Annotated in this window: 13 protein-coding genes and 2 pseudogenes; 9 read left to right on the top strand and 6 right to left on the bottom strand. The window is 72.5% G+C overall.

What is annotated here, in order from left to right; all coding sequences use genetic code 11:
* Positions 1-10: 10 nt before the first annotated feature.
* Entirely contained in the window at positions 11-751 is a 741-nt protein-coding gene (locus tag ACFVHB_RS09360) for an aquaporin (RefSeq protein ID WP_380317637.1), read from the bottom strand.
* 88 nt (positions 752-839) lie between these two features.
* Positions 840-1,154, bottom strand: coding sequence for an ArsR/SmtB family transcription factor (locus ACFVHB_RS09355; protein ID WP_380317634.1), 315 nt, complete (start codon positions 1,152-1,154; stop codon positions 840-842).
* Positions 1,155-1,318: 164 nt separating this feature from the next.
* On the opposite strand from ACFVHB_RS09355, the gene ACFVHB_RS09350 reads away from it, so the two are divergent.
* From ACFVHB_RS09350 to ACFVHB_RS09330, 5 genes and pseudogenes are all read left to right on the top strand, one after another.
* On the top strand, positions 1,319-1,747 hold the full coding sequence (locus tag ACFVHB_RS09350) for an arsenate reductase ArsC (protein WP_380317631.1): 429 nt from the start codon (positions 1,319-1,321) through the stop codon (positions 1,745-1,747).
* 36 nt (positions 1,748-1,783) lie between these two features.
* Positions 1,784-2,215 (top strand): annotated as a pseudogene (locus tag ACFVHB_RS09345) (FAD-dependent oxidoreductase); the annotation flags it as partial.
* Positions 2,216-2,583: 368 nt separating this feature from the next.
* On the top strand, positions 2,584-2,994 hold the full coding sequence (locus tag ACFVHB_RS09340) for a hypothetical protein (RefSeq protein WP_380317628.1): 411 nt from the start codon (positions 2,584-2,586) through the stop codon (positions 2,992-2,994).
* A 140-nt stretch (positions 2,995-3,134) separates the two neighbouring features.
* Positions 3,135-4,151 (top strand): sigma-70 family RNA polymerase sigma factor, encoded by a 1,017-nt coding sequence (locus ACFVHB_RS09335; RefSeq protein WP_380317625.1) that lies wholly within the window; start codon positions 3,135-3,137, stop codon positions 4,149-4,151.
* Positions 4,152-4,198: 47 nt separating this feature from the next.
* Entirely contained in the window at positions 4,199-4,609 is a 411-nt protein-coding gene (locus ACFVHB_RS09330; protein ID WP_380317622.1) for an SgcJ/EcaC family oxidoreductase, read from the top strand.
* Positions 4,610-5,179: 570 nt separating this feature from the next.
* Here the strand turns inward: ACFVHB_RS09330 and ACFVHB_RS09325 are convergent.
* Positions 5,180-6,658, bottom strand: coding sequence for a lipase maturation factor family protein (locus tag ACFVHB_RS09325; protein ID WP_380317619.1), 1,479 nt, complete (start codon positions 6,656-6,658; stop codon positions 5,180-5,182).
* Positions 6,659-7,312: 654 nt separating this feature from the next.
* On the opposite strand from ACFVHB_RS09325, the gene ACFVHB_RS09320 reads away from it, so the two are divergent.
* Complete coding sequence (locus ACFVHB_RS09320; RefSeq protein WP_380317616.1) at positions 7,313-10,168, top strand: AAA family ATPase; 2,856 nt, start codon at positions 7,313-7,315, stop codon at positions 10,166-10,168.
* Between the two features lie 160 nt (positions 10,169-10,328).
* Here ACFVHB_RS09320 and ACFVHB_RS09315 read toward each other — a convergent pair whose 3' ends face one another.
* From ACFVHB_RS09315 to ACFVHB_RS09305, 3 genes are all read right to left on the bottom strand, one after another.
* Positions 10,329-11,351, bottom strand: a complete 1,023-nt coding sequence (locus ACFVHB_RS09315; protein ID WP_380317613.1) for an ABC transporter permease — start codon at positions 11,349-11,351, stop codon at positions 10,329-10,331.
* Positions 11,348-12,922 (bottom strand): sugar ABC transporter ATP-binding protein, encoded by a 1,575-nt coding sequence (locus tag ACFVHB_RS09310; RefSeq protein WP_380317610.1) that lies wholly within the window; start codon positions 12,920-12,922, stop codon positions 11,348-11,350. Before ACFVHB_RS09310 ends, ACFVHB_RS09315 begins: the two co-directional genes overlap by 4 nt.
* 97 nt (positions 12,923-13,019) lie before the next feature.
* Positions 13,020-14,063 carry a substrate-binding domain-containing protein gene (locus tag ACFVHB_RS09305; RefSeq protein ID WP_380317607.1) on the bottom strand — a complete coding sequence of 348 codons (1,044 nt, stop codon included), beginning with the start codon at positions 14,061-14,063 and terminating at the stop codon, positions 13,020-13,022.
* Between the two features lie 296 nt (positions 14,064-14,359).
* Between ACFVHB_RS09305 and ACFVHB_RS09300 the strand changes: the two are divergent.
* The 3 genes and pseudogenes from ACFVHB_RS09300 to ACFVHB_RS09290 all read left to right on the top strand — a co-directional run.
* Positions 14,360-14,896 (top strand): annotated as a pseudogene (locus tag ACFVHB_RS09300) (ATP-binding protein); the annotation flags it as partial.
* A gap of 547 nt (positions 14,897-15,443) precedes the next feature.
* On the top strand, positions 15,444-17,330 hold the full coding sequence (locus tag ACFVHB_RS09295) for a LuxR C-terminal-related transcriptional regulator (protein WP_380317604.1): 1,887 nt from the start codon (positions 15,444-15,446) through the stop codon (positions 17,328-17,330).
* A gap of 194 nt (positions 17,331-17,524) precedes the next feature.
* Entirely contained in the window at positions 17,525-20,005 is a 2,481-nt protein-coding gene (locus ACFVHB_RS09290; protein WP_380317601.1) for a ricin-type beta-trefoil lectin domain protein, read from the top strand.
* Positions 20,006-20,090 lie beyond the last annotated feature (85 nt).

Raw genomic sequence — 20,090 nt, 5'->3', positions numbered from 1 at the left:
CCGGTGGCGGCTACTTGCGGCCGGTGCGGTGGGTGAAGATCAGCGCGACCAGCAGGAGGCCCACGACGCCGCCGATCAGCTGCATGCCGATGAACCCGGGCACCGAGGCCGGGGCGATGCCGGCGAACGTGTCAGTGAACGCCCGGCCGATCGTGACCGCCGGGTTCGCGAACGAGGTGGAGGAGGTGAACCAGTACGCGGCGCCGATGTAGGAGGCGACCGCGACCGGGGCGAACCGCAGGAGGTCGCTCTTGGCCAAGCCGAAGATCAGCAGTACCAGGCCGGCCGTGGCGACGATCTCGCCGAGCAGCAGGTGCCCAGCGGAGCGGTCGTGGGTGGACCACTTCACCAGGGCTTGGCCGAACATCGCGTCGGCGAGGATCGCGCCGCCGATGGCGCCGACGATCTGCGCCGGGATGTACGCGGCGACCTCGCGGGCGCCGAGGCCCTTGGGGTCCTTGCGGCCGGTCCACCACTCGGCCAGCGTCACGACCGGGTTGAAGTGCGCGCCGGAGACGGGACCGAGCAGCAGGATCAGCACGCCGAGGCCGAACACGGTGGCCAGTGAGTTGGCCAGCAGCTGCAGGCCGACGTCCTGACTGAGCTCGATGGCCTGGATGCCGGAGCCGACCACGACCGCGACCAGCGCGGCGGTGCCGACCAGTTCCGCCGCCACCCGGTTCAGCAGGGGCACCGCGGGCGGCTCGACCGCCAGCGGCACCTCGGCGCCGTCCGGGTTCGCGTGGTTCACGGGGTCAGTCTCGGATCTCGCCTCGTCGATGGCGCTCAAGGACACTCCTGTTGCAGGGCGGGACGGGCCGCTGGTGGGACTGGGGGGGTCAGCAGGACCGCTTGCGGCCCGCTGCCTCGCGGGCGGTGGCGGCCAGAGAGGCGAGGTCACGGGCCAGGGCCTCCAGGGCCTCCAGGGCCTCCGGGCGGAGCGAGTAGTAGGTGAAGCGCCCGCACGGCTCGGTGTCCACGAGCCCGGCGTCCTTCAAGGTCTTGAGGTGGTTCGACAGGTTGGTCTGTCTGGCTCCGGTCTCCGCCACGAGATGGGTCGTGCACAGCGCCTCGCGGGCGAGAAGCTGGACGATCTGCATCCGCAGCGGGTCGGCCAAGACCTTCAACACATCACTGTCGACTGACGTCACCATGGGCTGATACGTTACCGGTGCCGGGCCCGCTTGGCGAGCCCCACCCCGCCCGTCACCGGGGCCGCACCTGCGCGTCTTCGTAGCACGACCCTCCCCCAGCCTCCGGCCGGGGGCGCCCCACGCCGGGCACCCGCCCGCGACCTGCCCACCGAAGGACACCCCGCATGACCGCGCCGCTCGCCTCCGTGCTGTTCGTCTGCATCCACAACGCCGGCCGCTCCCAAATGGCCGCGGGCTTCCTCACCCACCTCGCCGGCGACCGCGTCGAGGTCCGCTCCGCCGGCTCCTTGCCCGGGGACCAGGTCAACCCCTCCGCCGTCGCCGCGATGGCCGAGCTCGGCATCGACATCTCCGGCCAGAAGCCGAAGATCCTCACCACCGAGGCCGTACAGGCGTCCGACTACGTCATCACCATGGGCTGCGGCGACGCCTGCCCGTACTTCCCCGGCAAGAAGTACCTCGACTGGAAGCTGGAGGACCCGGCCGGCCAGGGCGTCGAGGCCGTCCGCCCGATCCGCGACGAGATCAAGACCCTGATCGAGGGCCTGATCGCCGAGATCGACGCCAAGGCCACCGCCGAGCAGGAGAGCTGACACCTTCATGGGTGCGCGCCTCCAAAGCCATTTGGAACCGCTTGGAACCGCGCCTTCGCCGACGAGAAGATCACCTTCGCGTGGAACAGCGAGGTCGCCGCGATCCACGGCGATCAGCTGGTCTCCGGCGTCACCCTGCGCGACACCGTCACCGGCAAGGAGCGTGAGCTCGCCGCGTCCGGGCCATTCATCGCGATCGGCCATGCCCCGCGCACCGAACTGTTCACCGGCCAGCTCGACCTCGACGGCGCCGGCTACCTGAAGGTCGACTCGCCATCCACCCGCACCAACCCGCCGGGCGTCTTCGGCGCCGGCGACGTCGTCGACCACACCTACCGCCAGGCCATCACCGCCGCCGGCTCCGGCTGCCAGACCGCCCTCGACGCCGAGCGACACCTCGCCGCTCTCACGGACGCGAGCGCTGGAGACCTCGGCGAGGACACCCCGGAGCTGCAGCCCGCCGGCTGAGCGACGCACGCTTCTCCCACCTGTGCGGCCCGGGCGATCCCCCGTCCCGGGCTGGCCGGGCTGTGATGAGACCTGCCGGAGCTGGGCTTCCCGGACGAGGTTGCGGCTGACCTGGAAGTTCTCCATGAGCCATTCGGGCCAACCATCCAGGCCCGGCCCGCCATGCCGTTGGGCCGCCTGGTCGTAGCCCACCATGAAGGCCGTCACACCAGCGAGGGACGTGCGGCCGATGAACATACCGGTCCGCTTGGCGAACTGGGCGAAGGGCTGTCCCGCTATCCGCTCGCGCTACTACGGCCGCCTGGCCATTCCGGGGCGCCCGCGAATCCGCTTGGGCCCGCCCGCGGACGACGCGTAGCCTCTCGGCCATGTGCTACCACGCGTTCAACGGCGCCTTCCGGCACTACGTGTGCGTCGCGTGCCGGCTCTCCTTCAAGGGCAGCACGTGGCCGATCCGGAAGCGCACCTGTCCCGGCTGTCGCCAGGAGCTCGTCTTCGCCGGCTACGACTTCGCCGCGCCCCGGCGACGCGACGCGAAGGCGTGGTCCGTCGTGGCCACCGTGCTCGCGGAGGGACTGACCTACGACCACCGCCCCGGCTGCGGCTGCGCGCGGCTCCCCTCGTTCCGCCCCCGGACCAAAGCACAGGTGCGTGTCCGCCGACGCGCGGCCGAGCGACTGGGCCTGCCTCTGTCGGTGACCCTCGCCCGCCGCGACGCCTTCACCCCGGAGAGCCGCGACGAGCAGCCACCGTCAGCCGCCGAGCCCGACACGACCTGAGCTTGGCGTTTACCCTCCGCGGGCCTGATGTTCCTTGATCGACTCGGAGTAGCGGTCTTCCGGCACCGCCTCACACCGGGACGCCCCCGCCGGAGCCGCTGGATATAGTGGCCGCGAGTGGGCCGGTGAAGGGCGGGGGCATGACGGCGAAGGTGGAGAGCTTCGATCGCCTGATCGAACCGTTCCGGACAGAGCTGCTGGCGTACTGCTACCGGATGCTCGGCTCGGCTCACGACGCCGAGGACCTGGTCCAGGACACGTTCCTGAGGGCATGGCGGGCGCGGGAGCAGTACGACGAGACCCGCAGCTCACTGCGCACCTGGCTGTACCGGATCGCGACCAACGTCTGCCTGACCGCCCTGGAGGTCCGCGGCCGCCGGCCGCTGCCGTCGGGTCTGGTGGCCGCGTCGCACCCGCTCGGGCCACTTGTCCGAGGTGAGGACGCTGTCTGGCTCCAGCCTTTGCCCGACGCGCTGCTGGACGCGGGCGATCCGGCCGCGGCCGTCGTCGACCGCAGCAGCCTGCGGTTGGCGTTCGCCGCCGCCTTGCAGCATCTGTCGGCGCGTCAGCGCGGAGCGCTGATCCTGCGTGACGTGCTCGGCTTCTCCGCGTCCGAGGCGGCAGACATCCTCGGCGCCACCGTCTCCTCGGTGAACAGTTCCCTGCATCGGGCGCGTACCCGGGTGCAGGAGGTCGAGGCCCAGCCGGACCGTCTCAGCGAGCCGTCCGCGGCCGAGCAGCGCGCCTGGGTCGACCGCTACATGAAGGCGTTCGAGCAGGCCGACGTCGAGGGCCTCAAGCGGCTGCTCACCGAGGACGTCATCATGGAGATGCCGCCGATGCTCAACTGGTTCGCCGGGCCCGGCAACTACGGCCTGTTCATGGAATGGGTCTTCCAGGCGGCCGGAACGGACTGGCGCCTCACCGCGGTCACGGCCAACGGCCAGCACGGGTTCGCCGCCTACCGGCGCGTCGGCGACGGATACGCACTGCACACACTGCAGATCTTCACCGTCACCGCCGAGGGCATCAGCCGGAACTCGGTGTTCCAAGACTCCGAGATCTTCGCCTCCTTCGGTCTGGCCGCCGAACTCGACCCCGGAGAATTCCCCGCCGCGGACGCGAACAATTCCAGCCCCGCCGCCGGTATGTACTGACGAGTTCGCCGGAGCACCCGGGCGAACCGCTCACAAGGGAGACTCCGATGTCAGACAACCGTGCGGCAGACGCGGCCGCCATCCAGGCCGTCCTGGTCGACTCCTACAAGGCATGGGAGGCCGGCGACGCCGACGGCATGGTCGCCCACTACACCGCGGACGCGACGGCCATCATGACCGGCTCGCTGCGCGACAGCCGCGACGTCATCCGCGACAGCATGGCCCTGGCCTTCGCCGGGCCCCTCAAGGGCACCTCGACCCGCAACAAGCAGCTCAGCCTGCGCTTCGTCGGCAGGGACGCCGCGATCGTCATCAGCGAATCCGGCATCCTGTTCGCCGGCCAGACCGAGGTGCCGGACGCGGGCAAGGTGAACGCGACCTGGGTCTTCGAGAAGCGGGACGGCCAGTGGCTGATCGCCGCCTATCACAACAGCCCGGTGCTGGCGACTGGAAACTGAGCCCTTTGCTGAAGCCGTTGTCGCACTGATCACGGTGGGCATCGGTTCCAGCGAGGAGCCACGGTGGAGTGATCTCCGGCCGTTGTGCGCATGAAGGCAGGGCCTCCTGGTCAGCTCGGGATTGTCGAAACCCGATGCCCAGGAGGCCCTGTGTTGCCGTCTTGCGCTGTCTTGCCGGTGGGAGTCCGACTCGGCCGCCCGGTCGTGTGATTGCCTCGCTCACCGGTTCGGGAATGCCGGCGACCGTCCGGATCGCGAGCCCTGTCATCTCTCCGACATGACGGACGCGGAGTGGCGGTCGTGCACGACGCGATGCCAGTGCCGGCGTGGCTGGAGGGCCGTGGCGGGCAGCCGGAGGGCTACTGAGATCACCTGGAAGCGGACCGCGATTCGGCGGCCGAGGCGTGGGCCGGGTCGGGTGGGCCGTGGTCGGCGTGGAGGTTGCCGAGGTTGATCCAGGCCGGGCGTCGCCGTGGTCGATCAGCTGGTGGTGACCGCCCGTGGAGAGATCGACATCGTGACGGCCGAGGCGCTGCGCACCTTCCTGTGCCGTCCGCGCTCTCCCGCCCGTCAGAGGTGGCCGTCGACCTCGCCGACGCGGCGATCATCGGCCGTACCGGCCTTGCCGGCCAGGGCGACCGGTGGGACGTAGTCGCCCAGGAGAGTGCGGTGCCACCACGCACCGGTGGCGCGCAGCTCGCGCCATTCGGTGAAGCGGTAGCGGTAGAGGCGGGCGCGGAGGAAGGTCGGCGGGGGATCGGGGAACGGGTTGGTGGCGACCAGCCGGAGGACCTCGGCGTTGTCGTCGAGGAGAGCGGCCAGCAGCCGGGGGAACCACCGTTCCGCGTAGGCAGGTGAGATGGCGGCGAACCACATCTGCCAGTCCAGCCGCAGGTGGTACGGCGCGATCTGCCGGGGCCGGCGGCGCACCTCGCCCGGCTTCCCCTTGAAGGCGTACTCCTTCCACACCGTCGTCGCGCCGATCTCCCCGTCGTCGGTGCCCTCGACGACGATCTCGTAGCGGGCCCTGCCGATGGAGCCGAAGGCACCGTAGGTGTTGACCAGATGCAGGGGGTTGAAGGAGGCGTTCATGACCTGGTGGCGGGAGACCAGGTTCCGGGCCGGCCAGTAGCTGAGCGCCACGAGCAGCACGGTGGCGGCCAGCACGAGTCCCTCGTACCAGATCGGCGTGCCCGAGAAGTGGTGGTCCGTGGGCAGGCCGATGGTGCGGGCGGTGGCATCCGTGCCGAGGACGGACAAGGCGAGCACGACGGCGAGCCAGTTGAGCCAGGCGAAGTTGCCGGAGGCGATGAGCCACAGCTGAGTGACGATCATGAAGGCGGCGGCGGCGCTCGCCGCGGGCTGCGGCGCGAAGAGGGCGAACGGCGCCACCAGCTGAGCGACGTGGTTCGCGGCGACCTCCAGCCGGTGGACGGGCTTCGGCAGGTGGTGGAAGAACCAGCTGAGCGGTCCCGGCATGGGCTGGGTCTCGTGGTGGTAGTAGAGGCAGGTCAGATCGCGCCAGCAGGAATCGCCGCGCAACTTGATCAGCCCGGCACCGACCTCCAGGCGGAACAGCAGCCAGCGCAGCAGCCACAGCACCGCCACCGGCGGGGCGACGTCCCCGTTGCCGAGGAAGATCGCGAGGAAGCCGGTCTCCACCAGCAACGATTCCCACATGAAGGCGAACCACGTCTGGCCGACGTTGACGATCGACAGATACGCGGCCCAGGTGGCCAGCCACAGGAGCATGGACGCCCACAGCGGCACGGCGTCCCCTGTGCCCGCCGCCAGGGCGGCCGACAGAGCGACGCCCGTCCAGATGACGGCGGCGAGGAAGCGGTTCGAGCAGCGCAGGTGGAAGACGCTGGGTGCTTTCAGGAACGGCACGCGCGCCACGAACTCCGATGCGGGAAGCAGACCGCGCTGCCCGATGAGGCCGCGGAACTGGCCTGCCACGCTCAGGAACGCCACGCAGTAGACCACGGCGAGACCCCGCTGGAACAGCAGCCTGCCCAGCCAGTAGTCCGCGTCGGAGAACCACTCCACGGCGCCCTCCTCGCCGCCATCAACCTGCCTCTTGCCCAGCCTCTTGCCCAGCGCCTACCCCGGATGTCGCCTCCCGCACAAGACGGCCCCAGGCGGACGCCACCGCCTTTCAGGCCGCGCTCGGGGCATCGCCGACGAACCCGGGCGTGTCCGGCCCCTTCGGTCGGGCGTGGCAGGCGGAGTTCCGCCTTGCGCGGCTGGCGACAGGCAGGGCTCGTCGGCTCGGGCGAGGCGGGCACCGGCCTCGCTCGCGGAGTCCCGGGTGTCGTTCGGCCGGCGATGTCCACCGTCGAGATCGTGACGGCCGCGGTACTGGGCGCTGATCACCGGGCGGCGGCGGCCCGGCCATCGCCGGCGGCGCGCCGATCGTGTCGCCGGCCATCCGGCCCTCTGCGCTCGGGCCGCTGTCGCGGACGGGGAGTGCGGATTGGCGTGGGGCGAGGCCTGCGTGGTGAAGGCCGCCCACTTCGTCATCACCGCCGGCGACGACCCAGAGCGCCTCACGTCCGAGGCCTCGTTCGCGCACCTGTGTGCGGCGGTGCCGATCCCTGCCGGCTCGGGCCCTCCCGGGTCTCCGTACATTGCCGCAGGTCAGCCCTACGCTCTAGGGTGCCGCGAGGTGGTGATCGGGTGGTTGGGACCCTCGGGGGCAGGATGGACGGCCAGAGCGGAAAGTTCCCGTTGGCGGGTCGGCGGCGCGAGCTCGGACTGCTGCTCGCCGCCGTGCGGCAGCCGCCTGCCGTCGTGCTGGTCGAGGGCGAGGCCGGGATCGGCAAGTCCCGGCTGATCCGCGAATCCTGCGTTGCGCTGGGCCCGGAGCGGCGCCAGCTGCTGACCTCCTTCTGCCACCCGCTGCGTGAGCCGTTCCCCTACGGGCCGGTGGTGGACGCGCTGCGCAGGGCCGACCTGGCACAGGCCTCCGCCTTCCCGCCCAGCACCGGCGCGCTGGGCCCGCTGCTGCCCGATCTGGCCGACCGGCTCCCACCCCCGCCGCTGCGGAGGGCGGAGGGGTCCGCGCAGCGTTTCCAGCTCCTCCAGGCCGTACGGTCGTTCCTGACGGCACTCGGGCCGACGGTGTTGGTCGTCGAGGACCTGCACTGGGCGGACGAAGCCACCCGCGAGCTGCTCCTGCTGCTCGCCCGCGACCTGCCGCCGCGGCTCGCTCTGGTGCTCTCCTACCGGCCCGAGGACCTGCCGCCCGACCGGGCCGTGCTCGGTGCGGCCTACCGCCATCCGCCGGGTACCGGCGGCACCGTGATCCGGCTCGGCCCACTGTCGTTGCCCGATGTCCGGGAGCTGGCAGCCGCGGCCCTCGGCCCGGAGGCCACCGCGGACCTCGGCGCTGCCCTGTACCGGCGCAGCGACGGCCTGCCGCTGATCGCCGAGGAGGACCTGATCACCCTCGCCGAACAGAGCGGAACCCACGGCTTCGCCGAGGCGACGGCTCGGCTGCAGGCGGCAGGTGTGCCGCGCGGGCTCCGCGAGACGGTCGTCGAGCGGCTGGGCAGGCTGTCGCCGGAGGCCGCCGCGATCGCCGACGCGGCGGCCGTGCTCGCGGTCCCCGCGTCGGAGGAACTGCTGACGGCGCTCGCCGGGGTGAGCGCGGAGCACAGCGCCGACGCGCTGGTCGAGCTGCTCCGGACGTCCCTGCTGCGCGAGGCGGACCGGAGCAGGTACGAGTTCCGGCACGTGCTCGCACAGCATGTCGTCCACCGGCACATCCCCGCTCCCGTGCGGGTCCGGCTGCACCGGCGGGCCGTCGAGGTTTTGACGGCGATGACTCCCGCCCCGCTGGTGCAGATCGCCCACCACACTCTGGCGTCCGGCGACCTGGCCGGCTGGCTGCTCCGGGCACAGCAGGCCGCCGATCAGGCGATCGCCGTGCGTGACAACGGCACCGCCGCCTCGCTGCTGCGCCGTCTGCTCGCTCGGCCCGAACTCGATGACGAAGGGCGTGCCCGGGCGGCCCTGGCGCTGGCCGGGATCGCCGCCAGCGGCGTCGACTTCCAGACCGACGCCCGGCTGCTGCGCCGGCTCCTCGACGACCCCGGGCTGTCGGAGGAGGTCCGGGGCGAGATCCGGCTCGGTCTGGGCCTGGGCATGCTGAACGAGCACGCCGACCCTGCCGGGTTCGACGAGGTGGAGCGGGCTGCCGGGGAGTTGGCGGCCCGGCGGCCCGAGCGGGCCGTGCGGGCCATGGTCGCGTTGGCGCTCAAGGAGGCCGAGGGCCCCGAGTACACCCGTGCCTGGCTGGCGCGCGCCGAGGAGGCCGCCCTCGCCTGCGGTAGCGGGGCGGTGCAAGCCGCCGTTCATGCCACGCGGCTGACTCTGATGACCTGCCAGGGGGATCCGGCGGTCTGGGGCATGGTCGAGCGGCTGCCCCACCGCACGGACGACCGCGCGCTTCTCATGCAGACCGCCCGCGCCCTGCAGAACGTCGCCGACACCGCCGCCTACCTGGGCCACGACCGGCGGGCCGCCGCGCTGACGGCGGAGGCCGGTCAGGTCGCCGCACGTGCGGGGAGCCCGATCGTGATGTTCCTGGCACGTGGCACGCTGCTGCGGCTGGGTGCCCTGGCCGGCGAATGGGGCGGGCTCGAGGAACGACTCGATGCTTACGTCGCCGAGTACCCCACCGCGCGAAGTCCTCGCGCCGATCGGGCTGTCCTGTCCGGGACCCTCGCCGCTGCCCGAGGCCAGGCTGCCCGGGCGTTCGAGCTGTTCGGCGAGGCCTCCCGGATAGGCACCGACCAGTTGCTGGTGGGCATCGAGCTGCGGGCCGCCGTCGGCCTCGGCTCCCTCCACCTCGCCGAGGGCGACGCCGCGCGCGCCTGGTCGGTTGCCGAGAGGGCCGTGGGCACCGCGCGGCGTACTGCCGCGTGGCCCCGAGCGGCCGGCCTGCTGCCGGTCGCGGTCGAGGCGGCCCTCGCCTGCGGCCGGCGCGACACCGCCGAACAGCTGGCCGCCGCGGTCGAGCGCGGTCTGCGCGGGTGCGACGCACCGGCGGCCCGCGCCGACCTCGAGTCCGCCCACGGCCTGCTGCTCCTGGACGCCGCCCCAGAGGCTGCCGCCGGGCACTTCGCCGAGGCGGCGCGCAGCTGGCAGGAGATCGGGCGCCCGTACGAGACGGCGCGCGCCCTTGAGCGGCAGGGCGGCGCGCTGCGGCGGACCGGACCGGGTGCGGCGGCGCTCATCCCGTTCACCGAGGCGCTGACCCTCTTCAACGGTCTCGGGGCCGACGCCGACGCGGCGCGCTGCGGGCGAGGCATGAGCGGGCTCGGCCCGCCCCGCCGGGGCCCCGGACGGCGGGGGTACGGCGACGTCCTCTCACCCCGTGAGCACCAGGTCGCCGAGCTCCTCGCGGCAGGTGCGTCCAACAAGCTGATCGCCGAGAGCCTGTACCTGTCGCCACGGACGGTGGAGAACCACGTCGCCAAGGTACTGAAGAAGCTCGGCACCGCACGGCGGCAGGTGGCGAGCGTCTACCCGGGCGGGTCCGACGGCGGGTGAGCACTGCGCAGGGCAGGCCGCCGCCCGGGGATCGGGCGGCGGCCGGTACGGAGAAGCTGCGGCGGCGCGAGCGGGGGGATTCGGCGCGCCGCCGCCGTGGAGCCCGGTGCAGGCTGGACCCTCTGACCGTCCTGCACCGGGAGTCGATGCTGCCAGGCGGTCAGGCGGGCAGTCCGACGGCGCGCTCGCGGCTCCGGCGCTGCTGGATGACGACGGCCGCGACCAGCAGGGCACCCTGGGCGACGTTCTGCCAGAAGGAGTTGATGCCCTGGACGGTGAGGCCGTTCTGCAGGGCGCCGAGCAGGGCGACCGCGAGCAGGGTGCCGCCGATGCCTCCCTTGCCGCCCTTGAGGGCGCAGCCGCCGAGCGCCGCGGCGGTGATCGACTGGAGTTCCAGGCCCTCGCTGCCGGAGACGGGCTGACCGCTGCCGGTGCGGGCGGTGAGCAGGACGCCGGCCAGCGCGGCGACGGTGCCGCTGAGCGCGTAGGCGGCGATCAGGTACTTGTTGAGGTTGATGCCGGCCAGGCGGGCGGCGGTGTCGTTGCCGCCGATGGCGTAGATGTTGCGGCCGATGTCGGTGTACTTCAGCAGCAGGTGCACGGCGGCCGCGACCAGGATCAGGATCCAGACCATGGTGGGGAGGCCGGCGATCTTGCCCCGGCTGAGGAAGACGAACACCGGGTCGTTGAGGACGTAGCCCTGGGCCCGTCCGTCGGAGACCAGTTGGGCGACGCCCTTGTAGGCGGCGAGGCCGGCCAGGGTGGCGATGGTGGGGTTGACCCGGCCGTAGATGATGACGGCGCCGTTGAGCAGGCCGACCACCGCGCCGATGGCGAGCGCTCCGCCGATGCCGGCCGGGGCGCTGGAGCCGGCCGCGGTGAACACCATGGCGCTGACCACGGAGGCGAGGCCGGCCTGCGAGCCGACCGAGATGTCCAGGCCGCCGCAGATGATCACCACGGTCTGCACCACGGCCAGCAGCCCGGCGATGGTGGCCGCTTCGGCGATCACCTGGATGTTGTCCCAGCCGAGGAAGTTGGGGTTGAGCGAGCCGAACAGCACGACGACGAGGGCGAGCGCGCCGATCAGGCTGAGGTTCTGGCCGCCGACGGAGCCGAGCAGCGCGCGTGGGCCGCGGGTGGGCGGCTTCGGGGCTGCGGTGGGGGCGGTGCTGATGGTCATGGCGTTGCTCCGGTGCTGGCGTGGGAGTCGGTTCGGGAGTCGGTGGCCAGGTCGTCGGCCATGGCGAGGGCGAGGATGGCCTCCTCGGAGGCCTCGCCACGGTTCAACTCGCCGGTGACGCGGCCGTTCTGCATGACCAGGACGCGGTCGGCGAGGCCGAGGACCTCGGGCAGTTCGGAGGAGATGACCAGCACCGCGACGCCCTCGCGGGCGAGGTCGGCGATGATCCGGTAGATCTCGGCCTTGGCGCCGATGTCGACGCCGCGGGTGGGCTCGTCGAGGATCAGCAGGTCGGGCTTGCGGGCGAGCCAGCGGGCGAGGACCACCTTCTGCTGGTTGCCGCCGGACAGGGTGCGCACCTCGGTCTCGATCGAGGGGGCGCGTACCCGCAGCCGGTCGGCGTAGCGCTGAGCGAGGTCCTTCTCCTCCCGGAGTCTGACGAAGCGCCGGCGGCGCAGTCGTTCGAGGCTGACCAGTGTGGTGTTGTCACGGATCGTGCGGTGCAGGAACAGGGCCTGCGCCTTGCGCTCCTCCGGGGCGAGGCCGATGCCGGCCCTGATCGCCCGCTGCGGACTGCCCGGGCGCAGGTTCCGGCCGGAGAGGGTGACGGTGCCGGAGCGGACCGGCGCGTCTCCGGCCAGCGCGAGGGCGAGTTCGGAGCGTCCGGCGCCGATCAGGCCGGCCAGGGCGACGACCTCGCCGGCGTGGACGGTGAGCGACACGTCGTGGACGTCGTCGGTGCTGAGCCGGTCCACGTCGAGCACCACCCGGTCGGTCGCGACGTTCTGCCGGACGAACAGGGACGACAGGTCGCGGCCGACCATGAGCCGGACCAGTTCGCCCTCGTCGGTCCCGGCGGCGTCGACCACGCCGGCGAGCCGGCCGTCGCGCAGCACCGCGATCCGGTCGGCGAGCTGGAAGATCTCCTTCATCCGGTGGGAGACGTAGACGACCGCGATGTCCTGCGCGCGCAGTCGCCGGATCAGGGCGAACAGGGCCTCGACCTCGTGCTCGGACAGCGAGGAGGTGGGCTCGTCGAAGGCGATCGCGCGGGGCGGCACCGCACCGGTGAGGGCGCGCAGGATCTCGACCAACTGACGTTGCGCTGCGGTGAGTTCGGAGCCGAGAAGGTCGGGGTCGAGGATCTTGGCGAAGCCGAGGCGGTCCAGGTCGGCGGTGATCCGGCGGCGGAGCTCGGCGCGGTCCAGCCGGCGGCCGGAGCGGCGCGGCAGCGAACCGGCGTAGACGTTCTCGGCGACCGAGACGTGCGGGATGATCTCCGGCTCCTGCGGGATGATCCGGATCCCGGCCCGGCGGGCGTCGATCGGCGAGTTGAGGTCAAGGGGCTCGCCGTCGAACAGGATCCGGCCCTCGCTGGGCCGGTGGTCGCCGGTCAGGATGCGCAGCAGGGTCGACTTCCCGGCGCCGTTCTCGCCCATCAGGGCGGTGACCCGCCCCGGCGGGAAGGTCAGGTCGACGCCGTGCAGCGCCTGGACGGTTCCGAAGCTCTTGCCGATGTTCTCGGCCGTCAGGCCGGTCGGCGCGGCGGGCGAACGGCTGGGTGTGGTCATCGTGGCCTCAACTGACGGTGCGGTACGGGTGGGAGAGGGCGGGGGCCGGTGCGGCGGTCCAGGGGTGTGACGAGGGCCGCACCGGCCCGTGGGTGCGTCAGCCGCAGGTGACGCCGGCGGCCTGCCAGGTGGCGGCGTCGACCATCTTGGTCGGGGCGAAGGCCTCGGCGGGCATGTCCGTGCCGTTCCTGAGCTTCTCGAAGAGGGTCTGGACCGAGAGGGCGCCGACGTCCTTCCCGTTGATGAACAGCGCGGCCTTCATGCCGGAGGGCTTGCCGGACTTCCACTCCTTGCAGGCCAGGTACGCGCCGAGGCCGACACCGTCGATGTCGTCGGGGCTGACGCCGGCGTTCTGCAGCGCGGTGACGCCGCCCTGGACGTTCTCGTCGTTGCAGCCCCAGACCACCCAGTGCTTGACGCCGGGGTTGGCGGTGACCGTGGCGGCGACCTTGTCCTGGGCGCCGGTCGGGGTGTTGTCGGTGGCGACGTCGATGTTCTGCACGCCCTGGACGGCGGAGCTGAACGCGGCCTTCGCCGCCTTGACCCGGTCGCCGCAGACGGTGACGTCCTGCTTCCAGGCGGAGATGATCCGGGTGTCGGCGGGGTTCCAGCCGGCCTTCTGGAACTCCTCGGCGGCCCGCTTGCCGACCTCGCCGCCCATCTGCTCACCGCTGAAGCCGATCCGCGGCACCAGGTCGCCCTTGGCACACGACGAGGGAGCGGGACCGGTGGCGCAGACCTGGTCGTCCGAGGTCAGCAGCGCGACCTTGGCGTCCCGGGCCATCTGGACGACCTGCGGGCCGACCGCCGGGTCCGGCACCACGACGATCAGGCCGTTGGACTTCTGCGCGATGGCGGCCTGCACCTCACTGACCGTCTTGTTGGCGTCGCTGCCGAGGTTGACCACCTTCAGGTCGATGCCGAGCTCGGCGGCCTTCGCCTTGGCCCCGGCGGCCTCGCCGACGAAGTACTCCTGGTCGCCCTGCTTCTGGAGGTAGGTCAGGGAGATCTTCCCGCTGACGGGTGCGGCCTGGGTGTCGCCACCGCCGGAGGTCCGGCCGGTGGAGCAGGCGGTGAGGGCGAGGACGGTGGACAGGCCGAGGACGGCGGCGGGGAGCAGACGGGCGCGGACGGGGGACATGGGGGCGGCTCCTGGGTGGGCGAGCGAGACCGACCGGATGCAACAGAACCGATCAGATCTCATCACTTTCAAACGCGACGCAGCACAGCAAAACGGCCTGCCGACCTCCCCGTCAAGAGCCTGAAACATGCGAACCGCGGCCGATATCCCTTTGTTACCGACACCACCTCCGGAGGATTATCCGGCTCCCGTCGTCGGGTAATCCGGGAATACTCACGATAAGGACTACCCATTGAATGGGTGTCCATTGATTAGGTATTCGAGGCCGACGGGATCCGGATGATTCCCCGGCTCCGGTGGCCGACAGTGGACCCCCGCAACCCCACCCCGGTGCCCGAGAGGCGGACCTCGTGACGCGACTGCTCGGCGCGGGCGGACCGGTCGCGATCGGCAGGTACCCGCTCGTCGGCCGTGGCGGCGAGCTGGACCGCCTGCTCCCCGCACTCCGTCGGCCACCGGCAGTGGTCCTGGTCGAGGGCGAGACGGGGATCGGCAAGTCGCGGCTGGTCGCGGAGGCGGCCGCCGTGATCCGCGCCGAGGGCCGGCCGGTCCTCACCGGTTTCTGCCAGCCGCTGCCCGAACCGTTCCCGTACGGGCCGCTGGCCGACGCCCTCCACAAGGCCGGGCCCTGGCTCGGCGACACCGCCCTCCCGGCGGCGGTCGGCCCGCTCGGCCCCCTGCTTCCCGGCCTGGCCGACCGGCTGCCGCCCCCGACCCCCGGTGCCCGCGAGCGGCGTCCGGCACCTGCCGAGGTGCTCTCGGCGGTACGCGCCCTGCTCGGTCTGCTCGGGTCGGCGGTCCTGGTGGTCGAGGACCTGCAGTGGGTCGACGACGCCTGCCGTGACCTGCTCCTGCTCCTCGCCCGGGACCTCCCGGACCGGCTGGGCCTGGTGCTCACCTACCGGCCCGAGGACGTTCCGCCCGGCCGCTTCCCGCTCGGGTCCGCCTTCCGCCACCCACCCGCCGCCGGCGGGCTGACGATCCGCCTCGCCCCGCTGACCGCTCACGGCCTCCGGGAGCTTGCCCAGGCGGCGCTCGGCAGACCGCCGGCCCCGTCGCTCGTCGCAGCCCTGCGCGAGCGCAGCCAGGGCCTGCCGCTCGTGGCCGAGGAAGACCTCGCGCTGCTGGCCGAGAGCACACCCGCCGGCTCCCCGTCCGAGTGGCCCTGCGCTGCCACCGGTCCGGAGGACGGCGCGCTCCGCCTGCGCGGCGCCGCCGTCCCCGGGGGGGTTCCGCGACGCCGTCGCCGAGCGGATCTCCGCACTCTCCCCCGCCGGCGCCGCGATCGTCAAAGCGGCGGCCGTCCTCGCGGGCCCCGCCGAGGAACCCCTCCTCGTCGAGGTCTCCGGACTGGAAGCCGACGCAGGCGGCCTCGGACTCGTGGAGGCCCTCCGCAGCTCCCTGCTGCACGAGCGCGACGGCAACCACTACGCGTTCCGCCACGCACTCGCCGGGCGGGCCGCGTACCAGCAGGTGCCGCTCCCCCGACGGCTCCGCCTGCACCGGCGCGCCGTCGCCGCGCTGGAGCGGCAGTCGCCCACCCCGCTCGCCCTGATCGCCCGGCACGCGCTGGCCCTGGGCGAGCGGGACGAGTGGCTGCACCGGACCGAGGAGGCGGCCGAGCGGGCGGCCGCGGCCGGCGACCGCGAGGCCGCCACGACGCTGCTGCGCGGGATCCTCGACCAGCCCGCCCTGGAGCCCGATCGCCGCGAGCGGGCCGCGCTCGCGCTGGCCCGGTGCACGGGCGACGGCCTCGGGGGTGCGGCCGACACCGCCCAGCTGCGATCCGTCCTGGAGCTGCCCGGGCTGTCCCCGGCCTCCCGGGGCTCGATCCGCCTCGCCCTCGGCCTGGTGCTGCTCAACCAGGCGGCGGACCGGGCCGGCTTCGCCGAGCTGGTCCAGGCGGTGGACGAGCTGGCCGATCGGCCGGAGCAGGCCGCCCGGGCCGCGCTCGCCCTCGCCCTGGACGAGGCCGAGCCGCCGGCCAGGGCCCGCGAGTGGCTGGCGCGCGCCGAGTCCGCGGTGGCGGACGGATCCGAGGACTCCCTGCGCGCGGCGCTGCGCACCACCCGCCTGACCCTGCTCTGCCACGACGGCGATCCGTCCGGGTGGCCGCTGCTCGACCTGCTCCCCCGCGACCCGCAGGACATCGAAGCGCTCGGCCAGTCCGCGCGGGCCCTGCACCGCACGGGCGAGGGCGCGGCGGCCCTCGGGCACGACCGGCGCGCGGCCGCACTGCTGGCCGAGAGCGTCCGCCTGGCCGAGCAAGCCGGCCTTCCGGCGCTCGCGCTCCGCGGCAGGCTGAGCCTGCTTCGTCTCGACCTCCTCGCGGGCCGGTGGGACGGCCTGGAAGAACGCTTCGACGCGCCGGCCGTCGACCGCCCCGAGCTCGCCTCGTCCGAGGTGGAGCGCTCGCTGGCGCTGGGCCTGCTGTCGGCGGCGCGCGGCCGGACCGGCCGCGCCCTGCACCACTTCACCCTCGCCGCGGCGAGGGCGCAAGCCTCACCCGACCTTGCGCCGATCCTGCGGGCGGCCGCGGGGCTGGCCTCGGTCCGGCTCGCCCGGGGCGCCGCGCGGGATGCCATGACGGCGGCCGGTCCCGCGGTGGCCCTGCTGCGCCGGGGCACTGCCTGGCCACGGGCGTCCGGCCTGCTCCCGTCGGCGGTGGAGGCCGCGCTGGCCTGCGGCGACCGGGCCTTCGCCGAGCGTCTCGCCGAGGAGGCGGAGCAGGAGCTGCGCGACCGGGACGCCCCGGCCGCCACCGCCGAGCTGCGTCTCGCCCAGGGCCATGTGCTGCTGGACGCCGAGCCTGGCCCCGCGGCCGAGCACTTCACCGCCGCCCACGCGGCCTGGCAGGCCATCGGCCGGCCGTACGACGCCGCCCGGGCCCTGGAGCGGGCCGGTCTCGCCCTGGCCCGCTCCGGCGATCCCGCGGCGACGGCCGCTCTCGCCGACTCCACCGACGCGTACGCGCGCCTCGGCGCCACCGGCGACCTGGCCCGCTCCCGGCGGCTGGCCCACGAGCTGGGCCTCTCCCGCGCACCCTCGCCCGGCCGACGGGGCTACGGCGACCGGCTCTCCCCGCGGGAGCGGCAGGTCGCCGAGCTACTGGCGAGCAGCGCCTCCAACCAGGAGATCGCCACCGCGCTCCGACTGTCCCCCAGGACTGTCGAGAACCACGTGGCGAGTGTCCTCAGAAAACTCCGCACCACCCGGAAGTCCGTGGCCGACGCGATCGACTCGCCGACTCTCCCGGACCGGTCGTGATCCGGCCGAAAGACTGAGTATTCGAGTTGTCCGGCGGAATCCGTGGGACCGACCCATTGACCGTCGACCCACCGTCACCCTACTGTGCGCTTCTGGTCGTATTCGTTGATTTGTGATTGATCGTGGCCTCCCACCCAGCCGCAGACGCGGTATGCGGTACGCCGTTCCGGCGTCGCACGAAAGGCAACTCCCCCATGCGCGGTTCCCTCCGCGTCCCGGCCATCCCCGGACGCACCCTCAGAAAGGCGGCCGTTGCCGCCTCACTCCTGCTGTCCTGCGCACTCGTCGCCGGACAGGCCGTCACCCCGGCCGAAGCCGCCACCCCTGCCGCGGCCGCCACCGCCGCCCCGGTGAGCACCTCGATCACGGTGGACGGCACCAAGACCGGTCGGGTCTTCGACGGCGTCGGAGCCGCCAGCGGCGGCGGCGGCAACTCCCGCCTCCTGATCGACTACCCCGAGCCGCAGCGCAGCCGGCTGCTGGACTACCTCTTCAAGCCGGGCTACGGTGCCGCCCTCCAGTCGCTGAAGATCGAGATCGGCGGCGACACCAACTCCACCGACGGCGCCGAGCCCAGCTACCAGCACACCAAGGGCGCGGTCGACTGCAACCAGGGCTACGAGTGGTGGCTCGCCGAACAGGCCAAGGCCCGCAACCCGAACATCAAGCTCTACGGCCTCGCCTGGGGCGCGCCGGGCTGGATCGGCGTCAACGACCCCGCCAACCCGGCCCCCGGCCAGCCGTACTTCTGGTCCCAGGACATGATCGACTACATCGGCGGCTGGTTCGGCTGCGCCGCCCAGCACAACCTGTCGATCGACTACATCGGCGGCTGGAACGAGCGCGATTACGACGCCCCCTGGTACAAGAAGCTGAAGAGCGCGCTTGTCGCCGGGGGCCACGGCAGCACCAAGGTCGTCGCGGCGGACAGCTACGACTGGAACCTCGCCACGGCGATGACAGGCGACCCGGCGCTGAACAACGCGATCGACGTCATCGGCATGCACTACCCGTGCGGCTACCTCGGCGCGATGACCAACTGCCCCAGCACGGCGACGGCACAGGCGCTCGGCAAGCCGATCTGGGCCAGCGAGAGCGGATCGCAGGACTACAACACGGGCGCCCCGGCCGTGGCGCGCGCGATCAACCGCGACTACATCGACGGCAAGATGACCTCGTTCATGAACTGGCCGGTCATCGCGGCGCTGTACCAGAACCTGTTCTTCTCCACCGACGGGCTCTCGCTCGCGGCGCAGCCCTGGTCCGGCAACTACTCGATCGGCCAGACCACCTGGGTCACCGCGCACACCACCCAGTTCACCCAGCCCGGCTGGAGGTACCTCGACACGGCGGTCGGCTACCTGGGCGGGAACCGGACGAACGGCAGCTACGTCGCGCTGAAGTCGACGAACAACACCGACTACTCCACCGTCATCGAGACCATCGACGCCACCGCGGCGCAGACCGCCACCTTCACGGTCGCCGGCGGACTGAGCACCGCCCAGGTGCACGTCTGGTCGACCGACCTCTCCACCGCGAGCGCCGCCGACGACTTCGTCCACCAGCAGGACGTCACGCCCGTCAACGGCTCGTACAGCCTCACCCTCCAGCCCGGCCACGTGTACACGGTGACCACCACCACCGGCCAGGGCAAGGGCACCGCCACCCCGCCGGCGCCCGCCCCGCTGAACCTGCCCTACGCGGACGACTTCGACACTCCGGCCGCCACCGCCTCGCCGAAGTACTTCTCGGACATGAACGGCGCCTTCCAGACCGGCGGCTGCGGCGGCGGCCGCACCGGCGCCTGCCTGCGCCAGATGGCCCCCACCGCCCCGATCCACTGGACCGACGAGCCGAACAAGGCGCCCTACACCATCGTGGGCGACCTGAGCTGGGTCAATTACACCGCCGCCGTCGACACCCTCTTCGAGCAGCCGGGGTCCACCGAGGTCCTGGGCCGCGTCAACCAGCAGGGCCGCAACGACAACGGTCTCAACGCCTACCACCTGCGACTGAGCGACACGGGCGCCTGGGCGATCCTGAAGAGCGACCTCACCTGGAACTTCACCACCCTCGCCGCCGGCACCGTCACCGCGCCCGGCCTGAACACCTGGCACCACCTGGCGCTCACCATGCAGGGCTCGACCCTGACCGCCGCGATCGACGGGCAGACGGTCGGCACGGTCACCGACCACTCCTTCACCTCCGGCATGGCCGGCCTGGCCCTGACCGGCTACCAGACCCAGCAGTTCGACAACTTCGCCCTGACTCCGGGCACCGGCAGCAGCTCCTTCACCGGCCAGGTCCCGTCCGGCGTGACCGGCAAGTGCCTCGACGCCTTCGGCAACTCCTCCGCCGACGGCACCAAGGCCATCATCTGGAGCTGCAGCGGCGCCGACCCGGCCCAGGTGTGGACCTGGGACAACGGCACCCTGCTGCACGGCGGCAAGTGCCTCGACGTGGTCGGCCAGGGCACCACCAACGGCACCCCCGTCGACCTGTGGACCTGCAACGGCGGCACCAACCAGCAGTGGACCCCGCAGACCGACGGGAGCCTCAAGGGCGTCCAGTCCGGCCTCTGCCTCGACGACCCGGCCGCCAGCACCACGGACGGCACCCAGCTCGTCGTGTGGACCTGCAACGGCGGCACCAACCAGAAGTGGACCCTGCCGTAACCCGACAGGGCCGCCCCGGCGACGGCGACGGAACACGCGCTCACCGACAGCCCGTCCCGCTGCCCCCGGACAGCAGGCCTCAAAC

It is taken from the genome of Kitasatospora sp. NPDC127111 (assembly GCF_042677465.1).
Taxonomy (GTDB): Bacteria; Actinomycetota; Actinomycetes; order Streptomycetales; family Streptomycetaceae; genus Kitasatospora.
The sequence above is the reverse complement of the archived record's forward strand: the minus strand, read 5'-3'. Positions and strand labels throughout refer to the sequence as shown.